Genomic DNA, 17,516 nt, shown 5'->3' on the forward strand with positions numbered 1-17,516 from the left:
CCAAAGGTGGCTGCGCGTGTCTAAACTGATGGTATTCGCGGGGAATGCCAATCCCGCTCTCGCCCGCAAGGTTGCTGAAGCCCTCGATACCCGCCTGGGCCATGCAACCGTCGGTCAGTTCAGCGATGGCGAGATTGCGGTAGAAATCAACGAAAACGTTCGTGGTAAGGACGTCTTCATCATGCAGTCCACCTGCGCACCGACCAACGACAACCTGATGGAGCTGATCCTGATGGTGGATGCGTTGCGTCGTGCGTCAGCGGCGCGTATCACTGCGGTCGTGCCGTATTTCGGTTACGCACGCCAGGATCGCCGTGTGCGCTCTGCTCGCGTGCCGATCTCGGCGAAGGTGGTCGCGGACATGATGGTCAAGGCTGGCGTCAACCGTGTCATGACCATGGACCTGCATGCTGACCAGATCCAGGGCTTCTTCGATGTGCCGGTGGACAACGTCTACGGCTCACCGATTCTGCTCGACGACATCGAACGTCAGAATTATGACAATCTGATCGTCGTCTCCCCGGATGTAGGTGGTGTGGTGCGTGCCCGTGCCATCGCCAAGCAGCTTAACTGCGAGCTGGCGATCATCGACAAGCGTCGTCCCCAGGCCAATCAGGCTCAGGTGATGAATATCATCGGTGATATCAAAGGCCGCACCTGTGTGCTGGTCGATGACATGATCGATACTGCTGGCACACTGTGCAAGGCAGGCGAAGCGCTCAAGGATCACGGCGCCAACCGCGTTGTGGCCTACGCGTCACACGCCATTCTATCTGGCCCGGCGGTCGACAACATTACCAACTCCGTCCTTGACGAAGTGGTCGTTGCCGATACCATTCCTCTGTCCGATGCAGCTCGTCGCTCAGGCAAGATTCGCCAGCTCACCGTGGCAGGTCTGATCGCTGAAGCAATCCGTCGTGTCAGCAATGAAGAATCCGTCAGCGCCATGTTCCACTAAGTTCCGCTTGGCGAATGCTTTTCGCCGATGGTTCGGAAGATGGTACTGACAGCAGCAGGAGACTCGTTTCCTGCTGACAAGCGGTTGGCTCGGAAACCTTCGAGTCAGCCTCATGAATCCGGTAGCGCTCTGGTCGCGGGGGCTGCCGGATTCTCATTAGCCCTTGAGGTATTTGTAAAATGAAACTGTTCAAACTGAATGCTGAAGTTCGTCAAGACCTCGGGAAAGGTGCGAGCCGCCGCCTGCGTCTTACGAACGATTTCGTGCCGGGCATCATCTACGGCGCTGACAAAGCCCCGACTCCGGTCATGGTCGACAAGCCGAGCCTGTACAAGGCAGTTGATGACGAGGCGTTCTACTCCTCCATCATCACTCTGAATGTTGCTGGCAAGGAAGAGAAAGTCGTCATCCGTGACCTGCAGCGTCACCCGTTCAAGCCGCTGCTGACTCACATCGATTTCCTGCGCATCGACCTGACTCAGAAACTGACCATGAATGTGCCGCTGCACATCACTGGTCAGGAAGCCTGTGTCGGCGTCAAGGATCAAGATGGCGTACTGCACGTCATGGCGACAGACATCGAAATCAGCTGCTTGCCGACAGCACTGCCGGAATACCTGGAGCTGGACGTGTCCGCACTTGAAGTCGGTCACACTCTGCACCTGTCCGACATCACTCTGCCGGAAGGTTCCGAGTCCGTTGCACTGTCCCACGGTGCCGATCACGACTCCGCTGTGGTCAACGTCACTCGCCCGAACATCGCCGCTGCTGAAGAAGATGCAGCTGCCGGTGAAGGCGAAGAAGCTGCAGCAGAATAACGCAGCCTGATCAAGGAGCCAGATACCGCAATGTCACAGGTGAAAGCGATCATCGGCCTCGGTAACCCGGGGAACGAATACGAAGACACCCGTCATAATGCCGGCGTCTGGCTCCTTGACGCCCTTGCGCGCCACGGTCACACCACGTTGCGTCCGGAACGCAAGTTCCATGGCCAATACGCGAAGATTGTTTTCGCGGGCCAGGATCTGCATTTGCTGTTCCCATCAACGTTCATGAATCGCAGCGGTCAGGCCGTGGCCGCATTGTGCAACTTCTACAAGCTCGCTCCGGATGAACTGCTCGTCGCCCACGATGAGTTGGACATCGACCCCGGTACCGCTCGCTATAAGCAGGGTGGTGGCCATGGGGGACACAACGGGCTGCGTGACATCATCAGTGCGCTGGGCAACGACAAGTCCTTCCATCGTGCCCGCATTGGTATCGGCCATCCCGGTAATGCCAACCTGGTGACCAATTTCGTCCTCGGCCGCCCCGGCAAGGCAGACCGTCAATCCATTGATGCTGCCATCGACGAAATTGTCATGACTCTCCCCGAAGCCATCAGCAGCGAATGGGCACGCGCCATGAATCGCCTGCACTCTTTCAAGGGCTGACATCTTCAAGAGCTGAAGCCTTCAAGGACTGATGTCCTCAAGACCTGACGCCTTCAAGAACTGAATCGCTCTGTACTATCCTCCTTTCGAATTCCGGTGATCCGCGCCTCTGCGTATCGCCTCGCTGCCGTGCGTGCCTTGCACCGTGCGCTCAGCAGCAAACATCATCATTTATCGCGCAACATGCGCCCAATGGATGACCTCGGCGGCATGAGGCCTTACACTTCCCGCCTAGCTAACTCCGTGCCTGTCAGCTCATTTCCCCGCACGACCGATGTCCTCTCTGGACGATGGTCTGCTGGTCGAGATGACTGCCAGCGACACGCCCCATTCGATACGTCACACCAGGATCTAGCGCCATGGGTTTCAATTGCGGCATCGTCGGCCTCCCGAACGTCGGCAAGTCCACTCTCTTCAATGCACTGACCAAGTCTGGCATTGATGCCGAGAACTTCCCCTTCTGCACCATCGAGCCGAATACCGGTATCGTACCGATGCCTGACCCGCGCCTGGGTGCACTGGCCGCGATCGTCAAGCCCGAGAAGATACTGCCGACCACCATGGAATTCGTGGATATCGCAGGTCTTGTCGCTGGCGCCTCAAAAGGTGAAGGCTTGGGCAACAAGTTCCTCGCCAACATTCGCGAAACTGATGCCATCGCGCACGTGGTCCGCTGCTTTGAAGACGACAACGTCATCCATGTTGCCAATCATGTCGACCCGACTGCCGATATCGAGACCATCAATATCGAACTGGCATTGGCCGATCTCGATAGCGTCGAGCGCAGCATCCAGCGTCTGGCACGTATCGCCAAGGGCGGCGACAAGGAAGCCATCACCACCAAGGCCGTACTGGAGCGTATCCAGCCGCACTTGGCCGAAGGACAGCCGTTGCGCAGCTTCGGACTGACCGATGATGACCTCAAGGCGCTCAGAGGCTTCGGCTTCCTGACCCTCAAGCCGACCATGTATATCGCCAACGTCAGCGAAGAAGGCTTCGAGAACAACTCCTATCTCGATATCGTGCGCGAGATTGCGGCGGCGGAAGGCGCCATCGTAGTGCCAGTGTGCAACAAGATTGAAGCCGAGATCGCTGAGCTTGATGAAGAAGAGCGCGAGATGTTCCTCAATGAGCTGGGCATGGAAGAGCCAGGCCTGGATCGCGTGATCCGCGCCGGTTACGAGTTGCTGGGTCTGCAGACCTACTTCACCGCAGGTGTGAAGGAAGTCCGTGCCTGGACCATCAAGATTGGCGCGACTGCGCCGGAAGGTGCCGGCGTTATCCACACCGACTTCCAGAAAGGCTTCATCCGTGCCGAAGTCGTGGCCTATGATGACTTCATCGCCTATACCGGCGAACAGGGCGCCAAGGATGCTGGCAAGTGGCGCCTGGAAGGCAAGGACTATATCCTCAAGGATGGTGATGTCGTGCACTTCCGTTTCAATGTCTAAGCCTGAGCTTGAACCCAGCCCAGCCCAGGACTTGGACTTGGACTTGGACTTGGACTTGGACTTACAGCCAGAGAATGCCGAGTGACCTCTGCCTGAGATACAAAACGCCCCTGATCTCTTATGAGCCCAGGGGCGTTTTACGTTTTCATGATGCCATGAACTCCAGATGCCTCAAACTTCAGACCTCAGGCTTTAGCTGCGGGCGTCAACCACTGTGCCGCCTGACGCGCCAGACTATCCGCGAGAGACTGGGCCAGACGCGAGCGCCCTTCCTTGCGTCGCCAGACGGCACTGAGGACCAACTCACCTGCCGCAGGCAAGGGCCGTGCCATCAGCCCCTGAGTCGTGCAAGCGATATACGCCGTCAGTGCATCCACCACCGCAAGACCTTCCCCTGACTGTACCAACGCCGCTGCCAACGGATAGGTCTGTACACGCGTGATGATATGCGGCGGGTGATCATACATACGCGGCTCATGCTGCTCAGCACTTGCCAACAGGCTATCAAGACGCCGCGCCAGTGGATCATGTGTGCCCAATGCCACCAGTTGCACTCCCGCCAATGTCGAAACCGGCAAGGGAACATTGTGGCTCTCCTGCGCCCAATAGCCTTCAGGTGCCAGCACCATCAATGGCAGGCTGAACAGCGCGCGTGTCGCCAGAGCCGGATGCGTTGGCGCACTGAGCGTGAACCCAAGCTCTGCCTCATGCAGCAACAAGGCATCAACAATCTCTCGCGTATGCTGAGTCGCCAACTCACACCTTACCTGCGCATGACGCCGCCGCCATTGCCCCAACGCCTGGGGTAACAACTGTTGAGCAATCGCTGGCGTTGCGATGACCTTGAGCGCCTGCTCTTCACCACTCCGCAAGCCTGCAGCCAGCCGCTTCACCTCATCCAGTTGCCCCAGCATCCCCTGACTGGCCTCCTCCAACTGACGAGCTTCCTCAGTGGGATAAAGTTGCCCTGCACTGCGTGTAAACAACACGATGCCCCAGTGACGTTCGACCTGCTGCAAGGCCTTGCTCGCTGCCGGCTGAGAGATGTGCAGTAGCCGCGCGGCGCCGGTGACACTGCCCGCCTGCAATACGGCATGAAAGATTTCGAGATCTCTGAGCCGCATATCTTCCTCCTGTCACGCGTCGATCGCGGCGTTAAATATCCTGTGAACAAACAGCATACGCGAGTCATATCTGCGAGAGACATTCCCCATCACAGCTTTACGGCAATAACCTCAGGTTATGGCATATCGACAGGTTTTCATTCGCTCAACTTACGCGCGGCAGTCATGCTGCATGACTTTCCTTCAGGAGTCTGCCATGCAGCGTCATGTCACCATTATCGGCGGTGGCGTGATCGGCCTCACCAGCGCCCATTCACTCGTGCGCGCCGGCCATCACGTCACGCTCATCGATGCTCATGCCGAGGTTGCCAGCGAAACCAGCCATGCCAACGGCGGCCAACTCAGCTATCGCTACGTGGCGCCACTGGCGGATAGTGGTGTGCCCTTACAGGCCATCAAGTGGCTACTGGCTGGCAGTGAGGCACCTCTCAGGTTTCGCCCACAGCTCGATCTTGCTCAGTGGCGCTGGGCCTTGCAATTTCTGGCAGCCTGCCATCGCCGTCAACACCACCAAAGCGCCTCGCAGCTGCTATCACTCGCACAGCATAGCCAGCAGATACTGGCAGAGTGGCGTGAACAAGACGGGCTATCAGGTTTCGCTTGGCAACAAACCGGCAAGCTGGTCGTTCATCGCGATCAACAGGCGCTCAACAAAGCGATTGGTGCGCGGATTGCGCCCGATGACCAACAGCCCCTTGATGCTCGCCAATGTATCGCACTGGAACCCGCATTGTTCTCGCAACAGGCGTCCCTGGCAGGCGGCATCTTCAGCGCCTCGGATGAAACGGCAGACTGTCACGCCTTTTGTCAGGCACTCGAGCGTCAACTCATCAATTCAGGTCGCTACACGCGCTTCGCAAGCACCCATGTGGCCCCGCTCTCGAAAGAGAACGGGCGCATTCAATATCTTGACCTCATCCATATCGATGGCAGCCGTGAACGCTGGAAGGTGGAGGAAGTCGTATTGGCGGCAGGCAATCATAGTGCAGCGATGGTTCGTGCACTGGGCATCCGGTTGCCTATCCAGCCACTAAAGGGATATAGCCTCACCCTACCGCTTTCAGAAGGCGCGATTGCACCACGTATCAGCGTGACTGACGCTGCGCGCAAGGTGGTTTATGCAAACCTTGGGTCCGCCGATAGTCACCAGCTACGTATCGCGGCGATGGTGGATATTGGTAGCCACGAGCGTGATATCTCTCATCCTGCAATCGACGAGGGGCGTATCGCCGCACTGCGTCGCATTGCCAGCACGAGCTTCCCTGAAGCAGGCAATTTCGCCGATGCGACACCGTGGGCAGGTTTGCGCCCTAGCACTCCCAAGGGTCCGCCGCTCATCGGACACGCTCGTCACGGTAGAAAAAAGCACGATGCGCCAGATAATCTATGGCTGAACACCGGCCATGGCAGCCTTGGCTTTACGCTAGCCTGCGGCAGTGCTGACCTCATTACGCGCGCTATCTCAGGCGATGATCTACCCTCGAATCTCAAGGTGAATTTCCACAACTAGCAGCATGAATACCCATGGGTTTCTTGACAGCCTCATAGCCAATCCGTATTATTCGCCCCCGTTGGACGGCTACATAGCTCAGCTGGTTAGAGCACATCACTCATAATGATGGGGTCCCCTGTTCGAATCAGGGTGTAGCCACCAAACAAGATTACGAAAGGCCCTGACTGTATCAGTCAGGGCCTTTTTCGTTACCAGCGCTGGAGAGACACTTACAACGCTGCATGCGAGACAACTGAAAAAGGCAGCCCTCAGGGCTGCCTTTTTGCATCTTGCACACACGGCTCACTGCATCACGGGCATGCGCTGATCATTCCAGCACCTCGCGATTGCAGAACGCCACCAACACTTTGATCAGCAAGGCAACATCGTGACTGCCTGCCGTTTCGCGAATCGAGTGCATCCCCCACTGTGGCAAACCTATATCCAATGTCGGCACACCAACTTCACTGGCGGTAATCGGCCCGATCGTGCTGCCACATCCCATGTCGGCACGACTGACAAAGGTCTGTACCGGCACATTCTGCTCCCGACACAGCTCACGGAACAGGCTTGCCGTGACACTGTTGGTGGCATAGCGCTGATTGGCATTGACCTTGATCACTGGTCCCGCATTCAGCTTCGGACCGTGGCCGGCATCATGCTTATCCGCGAAATTGGGGTGGACAGCATGTGCATTGTCACAGGAAATCATCAATGAACGTTGCACAAGGCACTGATAGCCCTCCTCGTTGTCCAAACCCACGTAGTGATTGATGCGTTTGAGCACATCGGCCAGGAAAGGCCCCTGCGCGCCACAGGCACTGGCGCTACCTACTTCTTCGTGATCGGTCGCGACGAACAAGGCTCCCTGCTCTCCATCAGCCTCGAGCAATGCCTCAAGACCAACGAAGCATGACAGCAGGTTATCGAGTCGTGCACTGGTAATCAGTTCACCACGCAAGCCAGACTGCGCTGCCAGCTGCACGTCATGTAGCCCTAGCTCGAAATCAATGATGTCAGCGACACGAACGCCGTGCTGTTCTTCGAGAAGGTCGATCAACAGCGCATGGAAGACCTCTACTGGTGTGTCGCCGCTTTCTGGCAGCTGCATGACCACTGGCGACATCTGCGTCTGAGCATTGATGGCACGCCCGCTATTGACGTCACGATCAAGATGAATGGCAAGACTCGGCACGCAGGCAACAGGGCGTGCCACTGTCAATAGCAGGCTTTCGCGCCGGCCATCCTGATGACGTACCTGTACTCGGCCTGCCAAGCCAAGATCACGATCAAACCAGGTACTTAGCAGCACACCACCATAAGTTTCGACACCCAGGGTCAACCAACCCTGACTGGCCTGGGCCGGACTGGGCTTTAGTCGCAGGCAAGGGGAATCAGTGTGCGCCCCTATCATCCGCAATGAGGTTAGCGCCGTATGACTATCAGGAAGCCGGAAGGCAATCAGTGAAGAGTCATTACGCGTGACGTAAGCACGCTCGCCCGGCACCAGTTGCCAGTTCGAGGTTTCGTCGAGTCGTCGATAGCCTTCTCGCTCAAGACGCTGCGCCATGGTAGCGGTAGCATGCCAAGGAGTCGGCGAGACAGAAAGGAAGTCGAGTAACGCTGGAACACGGGAATCTGCAATCGCATGAGTCATGATGGCGTCAAGTCCTCGAAGATGAATGCAAGGCACTGTATAAGAAGAGACATTCTAGAAAAAGCCTGAAACCATTCATCTCGTGAAGTGATGGCCGGCAAACAGGTGCTACTCAGGCTGTCGACCGAAGCGCTGTGGCTACGATCCCCCTGCGCTGACGCAACAGCCGCAAGGCCCGCGTATCAACGGCAGGCAACTGTGCCTGACGCGGGAGACTGCTACAATGCCCGCTCGACCGCCCTGCGGGGAGGTCGTTCAGGGAGCTGAGTGTACATGAATCGGGAGTGCTTCATTGATGAGCCTGTTCGTAAACGTCCGGCGCACGGCATTTATTGCCCTGTGTCTTGCCTTGGCCGGCCCTGCCAGTGCCACGGTCACACCTACTGACGCCGATGCACAGGCTGCTCGCGAAGTTTCCGAGTCATTGCGCTATGGGCATTACGAAGATGTGACCTTGGATGATCACTGGGCCAGCCAGGTTTTCGCCCAGTACCTGAAGACCCTTGACCCGCAAAAAGCCTATCTGCTCGATACGGACATCAGTGAGTTCAGCGATCTGCGTCATGATTTTGACGACGCCATGGTCGATGGCGACCTCGAGCGCGTCTACGCACTCTATGACCGCTACCAACAACGACTCACCTCACGCCTGGAATGGCTGGTGAAGACGCTGGATGCTCACCCAACCTTTGATTTCGAGAAAGACGACCGCCTAGCGCTGGACCGCAAGGACAGCCCATGGGCCGATAGCGAGAAAGACCTCGACGAACTGTGGCGCAAGCGCCTCAAGAACGCCTGGCTTTCCATGTCACTGTCCGACAAGAGTGATGAGGACATCGGCAAGACGCTGAGCGAGCGTTACAGCAACCAGCTCAATCGCATCGAGCAGACCAACGATGAAGACATCCTGACACTGATCATGCATGCCGTGACCGGCAGCATTGATCCGCACAGCGAGTACTTCTCGCCGCGCCAGGGTGAGTCCTTCGATATCCAGATGAAACTGTCACTCGACGGCATTGGCGCACTGCTGCAGTCGGAAGGCGAGTACGTCAAGGTCTCGAGCCTGGTCCCGGGCGGCCCCGCCGAAAAGGACGGTGAACTCAAACCTGCGGATCGCATCGTTGCCGTTGGCCAGGAAGATGACGAATGGACCAACGTCGTGGGCATGCGCCTTGATGACGTGGTCGATCTGATTCGCGGCCCCAAGGGCTCCATCGTGCGCCTTGAGGTCATCCCGGCTCAGTCACTGGATGTCACCAAGACGCGTGAAGTGGACATCACTCGTGACACCGTCAAGCTTGAAGATCAGGCAGCCAACGCCAAGGTCATCGACGTCAAACGCGAAGATGGCATGCACAAGATCGGCGTGATTCACGTACCCGCCTTCTATGTCGACTTCGATGCCTGGCAGGCCGGTGAAGACGACTACCGCAGCACGACTCGTGATGTGGCGCGCCTGATCGACGAACTCAAGGCCAAGAAGGTCGAAGGTATCGTACTGGACCTGCGCAACAATGGCGGCGGTGCACTGCAGGAGGCCAACTCGATGATCGGCCTGTTCATCGATCGCGGCCCCACCGTGCAGGTACGTGACGCACGCGGACGCATCAGTCTGTATGGCGATACCGAAGCTGGCACGCACTACGATGGCCCGCTGACCGTACTGGTCAATCGTCTTTCCGCTTCAGCATCCGAGATCTTTGCCGGTGCTATCCAGGACTACGGACGCGGCCTGATCATTGGCAGCCAGACTTTCGGCAAGGGGACCGTACAGACCATCTCGTCGCTGACACAGGGTGAGATCAAGCTGACACGCGCCAAGTTCTACCGTATTTCCGGTGACTCCACTCAGAACAAGGGAGTCAAGCCGGATATCGACTTCCCAAGTGTCATTGACCCGAAGGAAATCGGTGAATCCAGCCTCGACTACGCCTTACCCTGGGACCAGGTGCGTCCAGTGAAATATCGCCGCCACGGAGACCCCGCGCGCTATCTGGCAGCACTTCGTGCCCGCCACGAAAGCCGCGCCGAGCGAGAGCCTAACTTCTCCTACCTGCAAAGCGAGGTATCCCTGTCCAGAACGCTGCGCGCCCAGCAAACGAGCATCAGCCTCAACCGCGAGCAGCGCAAGCGCGAAATGGATGCACAGGAAGCCGAACAGCTGGCACTGGAGAACAAGCGCCGCCGCGCCTTGGGCCTCAAGGAACTGGCAAGTTTTGCAGAGCTGGATGCTAGCAGCGATCACGTATCAGCCAGCGGCAGTGAGCCCGAAGTGATCGATACCGCCAGCGATGACAAGGAAGCCAAGGACCCCATCGATCAGGCACAGTTGCAGGAAAGCGCAGAGATCCTGCTCGACTATGCCCACCTGAACGGCGACAAGTAGTACACCACGAGGTTGCGTCTCGAAGATCAAGACCCCTGCGCTCCATGAGCGCAGGGGTCTTTTCGTTAATTAATCAATTGATAGACAGAGATAAAATAGGGATAGGCGATCGAGGGCCATGCCGGCAAGGGCAGAGACACTCACGACAAAGCGCCGCAAGCGAGATGCCAGCAACGATAGAGATAAGAGGCAGATAGATGTCGAACGATCGGGAATTCAAACGCACAGAGACTTCAAGCAAGTCAGAACTTCAAACAGGTAGGAGCTTCGAACAGATAGGAGCTTCGAGCGGAAAGATAGCCTCAATGCCACAGGAGATCTTCAGGAAACCAGGTAAAGCAGAGCATATCGACTAACAAGGGAAGAGAGAAAGTGTGATATTGGCTCCTCGAACAGGACTCGAACCTGTGACCCAATGATTAACAGTCATTTGCTCTACCAACTGAGCTATCGAGGAACATCAAATATCAGACAGCATCATAGCGATACTGTTGCTGGCGATGAAGATAGTCATCGTTCAGCGTAATTTCCGGCATTGGCAGGAAGCCTTGGATTGGCTCCTCGAACAGGACTCGAACCTGTGACCCAATGATTAACAGTCATTTGCTCTACCAACTGAGCTATCGAGGAACGACCGGAAATCCTTTTGTCATCGATATCATCATTTTTGACATTATCAGCATGACATTTCAAGCATATACCTGTGCTATTGGCTCCTCGAACAGGACTCGAACCTGTGACCCAATGATTAACAGTCATTTGCTCTACCAACTGAGCTATCGAGGAACAACCTTAAGCACGCGACGAATTATACGGAAATACTCAATGGCGTCAACCACCTTCAGCCATTCAGACGACCGTAAAACCCGCTTGATCCCTCCTTTCGGATTCACTTCTGAAAGCATACAAAGCGACTTTCGGATGTGACAAGGCCCGCACGGATGCAGGCCTTGGAATCACTGGTGGCTACACCCTGATTCGAACAGGGGACCCCATCATTATGAGTGATGTGCTCTAACCAGCTGAGCTATGTAGCCACACGACGGAGCGTATATTGCAGGTCAGGCTGCTGAATTGCAAGCAGTTTTTATAAAAGACCTGACATACATTCCCGCCGCTGCTCTTCTCTCCTGACACGCTCGCCGCGCGTCAGGATGACTCAAAGCCCCAGAGACGATTTTACTGCAGCAAGGCCCTGCTCGCCATCAACAGTCTTCACGCCTTTCAGCCAAGCATCCAATACCTGCGAATGATCCTTGAGCCAGCTTACGGCAGCCTCATCAGGATCAGCACCCTCATCCATGATGTCGCTCATGACCTGGTTTTCCATCTCAAGCGTGAACTCCAGATTGGCCAACAGGGTGCCTACGTTACCGCATTCGGCACTGTAGCCCGCACGGGTATTGGTATAGACAGTCGCCCCACCAAAGTTCGGACCGAAGTAGTCATCGGCGCCTTTCAGATAGCCCATGTCAAAACGCGTATTCATGGGGTGCGGTTCCCAGCCTAGGAAGACGATCCATTCCTTGGCAGAAATCTTTGATTTCACTTCAGCCAGCATGCCGGCCTCGGAAGAATCAATCATCTCGAATTCTCCCAAGCCGAAGGCATCATCATCAATCATGTCGGAAATGATCATGTTGCCATCATTGCCAGCTTCGATGCCGTAGATACGTCCATCGAACTTGTCGATGTTCTTGGCAAGGTCAGCCACTGACGTGACGCCTGCATCGAGCACATACTGCGGCACGGCCAAGGTATATTTGGCACCCTCGAGATTGGCACGCGGGCGTTCGACCTGCCCCTTGTCGATGTACGGGTCACTGATCGATGCCATCGACGGCATCCAGTTACCCAGGAAGACATCGAAGTCGTTATTCTTCATTCCGGCATAGGCTATCGGCACGGAGATGGTGTCAGAAGTGGTCTTGTAGCCCAGCCCATCAAGCACACTGCGTGTTAATGCCGTGGTCGCCGTGATATCTGACCAGCCAACCTCAGCGAAACGCACCGTGCGGCACTCCTTCGATACCTCTGCTTGTGCCTGCGGCACCAATAGTAGTCCCATCGCCAGACCTACCGGCAACACTGCAATACCCAATAATGGTTTCATGCCTACCCCTTGTCTTGTTGTTCGATTTTCATTCGGCGTCCGTACACCGTAATACGCAATGTTCTTGCATAAGTCACCGCCTTGCACAGAGCACCATGGCGCATATATCAAGATACCCTGACAGTGTTACCCAGTGTTCTACCTGACATCCTGCGTTTTACCAAGCCCCACTTTCAATAAGTATCTATTATGCAACTTGACGCACATCTCGGTAGCCACTACAATTTTTGTTAATTGAACGTTCAATAAAATATTTTGGGTGATGCACTTCCTCATGCTTCCCTTTGTCATGGGGGTCAGCCGATCAAGGGCATCATACCTGCCCCAACAATAACGGGGCGCCGGAGCAGAATACATGTGGCTTTCAGCAAAACGGTAACAAACACGTACCCTAGCATCATTACGTGATTCCCCCGATATGCCACTCGACAAGGAGCAAGCTGATGCCGAAAGTGGGAATGGAGCCCATCCGTCGCCGCCAATTGATCCTGGCCACCATGCAGGCTATCGATGAGGCAGGTTTGGCCGATGCGACTGTGGCGCGCATTGCACGCCACGCAGGCGTTTCCGCCGGCATCATCAGCCATTACTTCGGCGGCAAGGATGGCTTGATGGAAGCCACCATGCGTCAGATCTTGACTGATCTACGCAGTGCTGTCAGTGAACGCCGTGCCAACCTGGCCAACGATGATGTGCGCAGTCATCTTCATGCCGTGATCGACGGTAATTTCGATCGTAGCCAAGTCAGTCAGACCGTCTCCAAGACATGGCTGGCGTTCTGGGCCTCCAGCATGCACCGCATACCGCTTGAACGCCTGCAGAGGGTCAACGATCGCCGGCTGGTGTCCAATCTGTCAGCACGGTTCCGACGCGCCATGCCACGTGACGAGGCGCGCGATGCTGCAACAGGGCTCGCCGCATTGATTGATGGTCTTTGGCTGCGTGGCGCATTGGCACCGGATGGCCTTGATGTTGAGCGGGCACGTCGTTTGGCCTATGAGTACGTCGAGTATCAGCTAGCGCTTCACGCAAGCACCTCGATGATCGCCGAACCGGAAAGCACGCCTGATCTTTGCGCCTGCTGCCAGGCTGAAAACTAACGTTTTATCAGTGACGGCAGCCTTTAACGTTCCGTCATGAACACCCATCCCCATTTCCCTGAATCCTTTAGGAGCGCAAGCATGGCTAACGACAATACTAGCTTTCCGATCCAGACCCTTTATATCGGTGGCCGTCGAGTGGAAGCCACTTCCGGCGAAACCTTCGAGACCGTCAACCCTGCGACAGGCGAAGTCATCGCCGAGATTCAGCAGGCCAACGGCGCTGATGTCGATGCCGCTGTCGAAAGCGCTCTGAAGGGGCAGAAAGTGTGGGCTGCGATGACCGGCATGGAGCGTTCGCGCATCCTGCGTCGTACCGTCGACCTGCTACGTGAGCGCAACGATGAGCTGGCACTAATCGAGACTCTCGACACCGGAAAGCCGCTGTCCGAAACCGAAGTGGCCGACGTCGTGACCGGCGCCGATGCTCTCGAATATTACGCGGGCCTCGCGCCGGCTATCGAAGGCACCCAAGTCCCGCTGCGCCAGGAAGCCTTCGTCTACACCCGCAAGGAACCGCTAGGTGTCATTGGCGCCATTGGTGCCTGGAACTACCCGATACAGATCGCTTGCTGGAAGTCTGCCCCGGCACTCGCTGCTGGCAACTCCATGGTCTTCAAGCCCAGCGAAGTCACTCCGCTGACTGCACTGAAGCTGGCCGAGATATTCACCGAAGCCGGCCTACCAGACGGTGTGTTCAACGTCGTACAGGGTGACGCTCGCGTCGGTGTGATGCTGACCGAACATCCGGACATCGCCAAGATTTCCTTCACTGGAGAAGCCGGTACCGGCAAGAAGGTCATGTCCGCGTCCGCTTCCTCGAGCCTGAAAGAAGTCACCATGGAGCTGGGCGGCAAGTCCCCGCTGCTGGTGTTCGCGGACTCCAATCTCGATCGTGCTGCCGACGGTGCCATGATGGCCAACTTCTACAGCTCCGGTCAGGTCTGCACCAACGGTACTCGCGTGTTCGTCGAGTCCAGCGTCAAGGATGCCTTCGAAGCCAAGATTCTCGAGCGTGTCGCTCGTATCAAGGCAGGCGATCCGCAGGATCACTCCACCACCTTTGGCCCGATGGTCAGCTTTGAGCACCTCGACAAGGTCATCTCCTACCTGGAGATCGGCCGTCAGGATGGAGCGCGTCTGATTGCCGGTGGCGAGCGCATGACCGAAGGCGAATTCGCCAAGGGCGCCTGGGTAGCACCGACCGTCTTCACCGATTGCAGCGATGACATGCGCATCGTCAAGGAAGAGATCTTCGGTCCGGTGATGGCCATTCTGTCTTTCGATAGCGAAGAAGAAGTTATCCGTCGCGCCAACGACACTACCTACGGCCTGGCTGCTGGCCTGTTCACCGAGAGTCTGAACCGCGCGCATCGCGTGATTCATCAGCTCGAAGCCGGTATCTGCTGGGTCAACACCTGGGGTGAATCTCCGTCTGAAATGCCGGTCGGTGGCTACAAGCAGTCCGGTATCGGCCGTGAGAACGGCGTAGAAACGCTGGCGCATTACACCCAGACCAAGTCTATTCTGATCGAGATGGGGCCGTTCGAGTCCGCTTTCTAAGGCCTCAGAACACAAAGCTCGCAAGTCCTGGGCCAGCAGCGACCTGAGCGCGCTGGCCTGCTTGAAGGGTTTATCCGGCGGGTGCCGGACAGCAAAGCACCCGATGTCCTACCTGCCGGCATGGCGATCACTCGTCATGCCGGACTGCACTGAGCGTCCGCTTTCATCTCAATGGGTTCACCATCGGATGACAGCCATGCGGTGCGGTCAGTGCCCTGATTCCCATGTCTCGTCGTACCCTCCGTTGACTGCTCTTCACGTCACGCAAGGCACTGACGATGCCATGTCATCGATGCATATCAATCAATGATAGCTCGATGATAGTTATGACCCTGACCATTTGACGCTTCTGCCCTGCGGGGCCAGCTCGATCACTCGGGTCTTGCCACGAGACCAGATGATTCCGACAAGACCCACGAGTCAATCGCCAGCCCTGTGATGTCTCATGACAGAGACGCAGAATGCCTGAGGAGAATGCATGAGCCATTTCGATCGTGAATACGACTACGTCATCATCGGTGCGGGTAGCGCCGGTAACGTGCTGGCCACCCGCCTGAGCGAAGATGCTGATATCAGCGTGCTGCTGCTGGAAGCCGGTGGTCCCGATTATCGCTTCGATTTCCGCACCCAGATGCCGGCGGCACTGGCCTTCCCGCTTCAGGGCCAGCGCTACAACTGGGATTTCCGTACCGATCCCGAGCCGCACATGAATGACCGCCGTATGGAATGTGGTCGTGGCAAGGGCCTGGGTGGCTCTTCACTGATCAATGGCATGTGCTACATCCGTGGCAATGCGCTGGATTACGATAACTGGGCCAAGGATCCGATCCTCGCCGACTGGAACTACCGTCAGTGCCTGCCCTACTTCCGCAAGTGCGAAACACGTGACATCGGCGCGAACGACTATCACGGTGGCGATGGTCCGGTCTCCGTGACCACGCCAAAGGAAGGTAACAACGAGCTGTACCACGCCTTCATCGCCGCAGGTATCGAGGCTGGCTACCCGGCCACCGAAGACGTCAATGGCTACCAGCAGGAAGGTTTCGGCCCGATGGACCGCTTCGTGACCAAGAATGGGCGTCGCGCCTCCACCGCCCGCGGGTACCTGGATACTGCAAAGAAGCGCCCTAACGTCACCATCGAGACGCGCGCCACTACTGATGTCATCCTCTTCGAAGGCAAGACAGCCGTTGGCGTGAAATACGAGCGTAAAGGGCAGGATCATCGCGTTCGCGCACGCAAGGAAGTGCTGCTGTGTGGAGGTGCCATCGCTTCACCGCAGATTCTGCAGCGCTCTGGTGTCGGCAACCGTGAAAACCTCGAGCCGCTGGGCGTGACGATGGTGCATCACCTGCCGGGCGTGGGTGAAAACCTGCAGGATCACCTGGAACTCTACATCCAGTATGAGTGCACCAAGCCGATCTCACTGTACCCGTCACTCAAGTGGTACAACCAGCCGCCGATCGGGCTGGAATGGATGCTCAAGGGCACCGGTATTGGCGCCAGCAATCAATTCGAAGCTGCCGGCTTCATTCGCAGCGATACCAACGAAGAATGGCCGAACCTGCAGTACCATTTCCTGCCGATCGCGATCAGTTACAACGGCAAGAGCGCCGTACAAGGTCATGGTTTCCAGGCACACGTCGGTTCCATGCGCTCCCAAAGCAAGGGTCGCGTTCGCCTGACCTCGCTGGATCCCAAGGTGGCACCGTCGATCTTCTTCAACTACATGGCTGAAGAACGTGATTGGCAGGAATTCCGTGCCGCCATTCGCCTGACGCGCGAAATCATCGCGCAGCCGGCAATGGACGACTATCGCGGACAGGAATTGGCACCAGGCGCGCAAGCACAGACCGACGCAGAGCTCGACGAGTACGTACGTAACCACGCCGAGACCGCCTACCACCCATGTGGCAGCTGCCGAATGGGCAGTGATGCGACCTCTGTCGTCGACGGCGCAGGTCGCGTACATGGGCTCGAGAACCTGCGTGTCGTGGATGCATCGCTATTCCCGATCATCCCGACGGGCAATCTCAATGCGCCGACGATCATGCTGGCCGAAAAAATGGCCGACAAGATTCGTGGCCGCGAGGCACTACCTGCCTCCAAGGCTGACTACTTCGTGGTCGAGCCTGGCACTCCGGCCAAGCAGCCATCCAAGCGTCAGATCGATTCAGTCCCGATCAACGACTGATATAGGGAAGCCCTCAGTGCTTCCCGCCAGCGAAAGGCTCCG

The 17,516-nt window shown here is 56.9% G+C and carries 12 protein-coding genes and 5 tRNA genes; 10 read left to right on the forward strand and 7 right to left on the reverse strand.

All coding sequences use genetic code 11. The features are described 5' to 3' along the window. The first annotated feature begins 16 nt into the window (after window positions 1-16). The 4 genes from CFN46_RS02990 to ychF all read left to right on the forward strand — a co-directional run bounded on the left by CFN46_RS02990 (window position 17) and on the right by ychF (window position 3,842). Window positions 17-958 carry a ribose-phosphate pyrophosphokinase gene (locus CFN46_RS02990; protein ID WP_024951375.1) on the forward strand — a complete coding sequence of 314 codons (942 nt, stop codon included), beginning with the start codon at window positions 17-19 and terminating at the stop codon, window positions 956-958. A 179-nt stretch (window positions 959-1,137) separates the two neighbouring features. Next, a complete protein-coding gene (locus CFN46_RS02995; protein ID WP_024951376.1) occupies window positions 1,138-1,776 on the forward strand; it encodes a 50S ribosomal protein L25/general stress protein Ctc in 639 nt (212 codons plus the stop codon). Between the two features lie 30 nt (window positions 1,777-1,806). Then, window positions 1,807-2,391, forward strand: coding sequence for an aminoacyl-tRNA hydrolase (gene pth / locus CFN46_RS03000; protein WP_024951377.1), 585 nt, complete (start codon window positions 1,807-1,809; stop codon window positions 2,389-2,391). Between the two features lie 359 nt (window positions 2,392-2,750). Beyond that, window positions 2,751-3,842, forward strand: coding sequence for a redox-regulated ATPase YchF (gene ychF, locus CFN46_RS03005; protein ID WP_088742634.1), 1,092 nt, complete (start codon window positions 2,751-2,753; stop codon window positions 3,840-3,842). 185 nt (window positions 3,843-4,027) lie between these two features. Here the strand turns inward: ychF and CFN46_RS03010 are convergent, their stop codons facing one another. Next, window positions 4,028-4,966: a LysR family transcriptional regulator gene (locus tag CFN46_RS03010; RefSeq protein WP_088742635.1), complete on the reverse strand. Its 939-nt coding sequence runs from the start codon at window positions 4,964-4,966 to the stop codon at window positions 4,028-4,030. Between the two features lie 172 nt (window positions 4,967-5,138). On the opposite strand from CFN46_RS03010, the gene CFN46_RS03015 reads away from it, so the two are divergent. Together CFN46_RS03015 and CFN46_RS03020 are read left to right on the forward strand one after the other, a co-directional pair. Next, entirely contained in the window at window positions 5,139-6,476 is a 1,338-nt protein-coding gene (locus CFN46_RS03015) for a D-amino acid dehydrogenase (RefSeq protein WP_141103620.1), read from the forward strand. Between the two features lie 67 nt (window positions 6,477-6,543). Continuing rightward, a tRNA-Met gene (locus CFN46_RS03020) sits at window positions 6,544-6,620 on the forward strand. Window positions 6,621-6,786: 166 nt separating this feature from the next. Here the strand turns inward: CFN46_RS03020 and CFN46_RS03025 are convergent. Beyond that, window positions 6,787-8,115 carry a M18 family aminopeptidase gene (locus CFN46_RS03025; RefSeq protein WP_088742637.1) on the reverse strand — a complete coding sequence of 443 codons (1,329 nt, stop codon included), beginning with the start codon at window positions 8,113-8,115 and terminating at the stop codon, window positions 6,787-6,789. Window positions 8,116-8,410: 295 nt separating this feature from the next. On the opposite strand from CFN46_RS03025, the gene CFN46_RS03030 reads away from it, so the two are divergent. Next, on the forward strand, window positions 8,411-10,504 hold the full coding sequence (locus CFN46_RS03030) for a carboxy terminal-processing peptidase (RefSeq protein WP_024951381.1): 2,094 nt from the start codon (window positions 8,411-8,413) through the stop codon (window positions 10,502-10,504). 381 nt (window positions 10,505-10,885) lie between these two features. Here CFN46_RS03030 and CFN46_RS03035 read toward each other — a convergent pair. From CFN46_RS03035 to CFN46_RS03055, 5 genes are all read right to left on the reverse strand, one after another. Further along, window positions 10,886-10,961 (reverse strand) — tRNA-Asn (locus CFN46_RS03035). A gap of 97 nt (window positions 10,962-11,058) precedes the next feature. After that, window positions 11,059-11,134 (reverse strand) — tRNA-Asn (locus CFN46_RS03040). Window positions 11,135-11,214: 80 nt separating this feature from the next. Continuing rightward, window positions 11,215-11,290: transfer RNA gene (locus CFN46_RS03045), tRNA-Asn, on the reverse strand. 174 nt (window positions 11,291-11,464) lie between these two features. Next, a tRNA-Met gene (locus tag CFN46_RS03050) sits at window positions 11,465-11,541 on the reverse strand. 122 nt (window positions 11,542-11,663) lie between these two features. Continuing rightward, on the reverse strand, window positions 11,664-12,572 hold the full coding sequence (locus CFN46_RS03055; protein ID WP_088742709.1) for a choline ABC transporter substrate-binding protein: 909 nt from the start codon (window positions 12,570-12,572) through the stop codon (window positions 11,664-11,666). A 488-nt stretch (window positions 12,573-13,060) separates the two neighbouring features. Here CFN46_RS03055 and betI point away from each other — a divergent pair, with 488 nt between their 5' ends. From betI to betA, 3 genes are all read left to right on the forward strand, one after another. Beyond that, window positions 13,061-13,717 (forward strand): transcriptional regulator BetI, encoded by a 657-nt coding sequence (betI, locus tag CFN46_RS03060; protein WP_176426396.1) that lies wholly within the window; start codon window positions 13,061-13,063, stop codon window positions 13,715-13,717. An 81-nt stretch (window positions 13,718-13,798) separates the two neighbouring features. Next, on the forward strand, window positions 13,799-15,280 hold the full coding sequence (gene betB, locus CFN46_RS03065; protein ID WP_024951383.1) for a betaine-aldehyde dehydrogenase: 1,482 nt from the start codon (window positions 13,799-13,801) through the stop codon (window positions 15,278-15,280). Window positions 15,281-15,758: 478 nt separating this feature from the next. Then, window positions 15,759-17,474 carry a choline dehydrogenase gene (betA, locus tag CFN46_RS03070; protein ID WP_088742638.1) on the forward strand — a complete coding sequence of 572 codons (1,716 nt, stop codon included), beginning with the start codon at window positions 15,759-15,761 and terminating at the stop codon, window positions 17,472-17,474. The last annotated feature ends 42 nt before the right edge of the window (window positions 17,475-17,516 follow it).

It is taken from the genome of Cobetia sp. QF-1 (assembly GCF_002213105.1).
GTDB lineage: Bacteria > Pseudomonadota > Gammaproteobacteria > Pseudomonadales > Halomonadaceae > Cobetia > Cobetia crustatorum.

Bases quoted from the DNA above. Each gene is read 5' to 3' on its own strand.
- CFN46_RS03015 (WP_141103620.1), top strand. From the start codon at position 5,139: ATGACTTTCCTTCAGGAGTCTGCCATGCAGCGTCATGTCACCATTATC.
- CFN46_RS03025 (WP_088742637.1), bottom strand. From the start codon at position 8,115: ATGACTCATGCGATTGCAGATTCCCGTGTTCCAGCGTTACTCGACTTC.
- CFN46_RS03055 (WP_088742709.1), bottom strand. From the start codon at position 12,572: ATGGGACTACTATTGGTGCCGCAGGCACAAGCAGAGGTATCGAAGGAG.
- betI (WP_176426396.1), top strand. From the start codon at position 13,061: ATGCCGAAAGTGGGAATGGAGCCCATCCGTCGCCGCCAATTGATCCTG.
- betB (WP_024951383.1), top strand. From the start codon at position 13,799: ATGGCTAACGACAATACTAGCTTTCCGATCCAGACCCTTTATATCGGT.
- ychF (WP_088742634.1), top strand. From the start codon at position 2,751: ATGGGTTTCAATTGCGGCATCGTCGGCCTCCCGAACGTCGGCAAGTCC.
- betA (WP_088742638.1), top strand. From the start codon at position 15,759: ATGAGCCATTTCGATCGTGAATACGACTACGTCATCATCGGTGCGGGT.
- CFN46_RS02995 (WP_024951376.1), top strand. From the start codon at position 1,138: ATGAAACTGTTCAAACTGAATGCTGAAGTTCGTCAAGACCTCGGGAAA.
- CFN46_RS03010 (WP_088742635.1), bottom strand. From the start codon at position 4,966: ATGCGGCTCAGAGATCTCGAAATCTTTCATGCCGTATTGCAGGCGGGC.
- CFN46_RS03030 (WP_024951381.1), top strand. From the start codon at position 8,411: ATGAGCCTGTTCGTAAACGTCCGGCGCACGGCATTTATTGCCCTGTGT.
- pth (WP_024951377.1), top strand. From the start codon at position 1,807: ATGTCACAGGTGAAAGCGATCATCGGCCTCGGTAACCCGGGGAACGAA.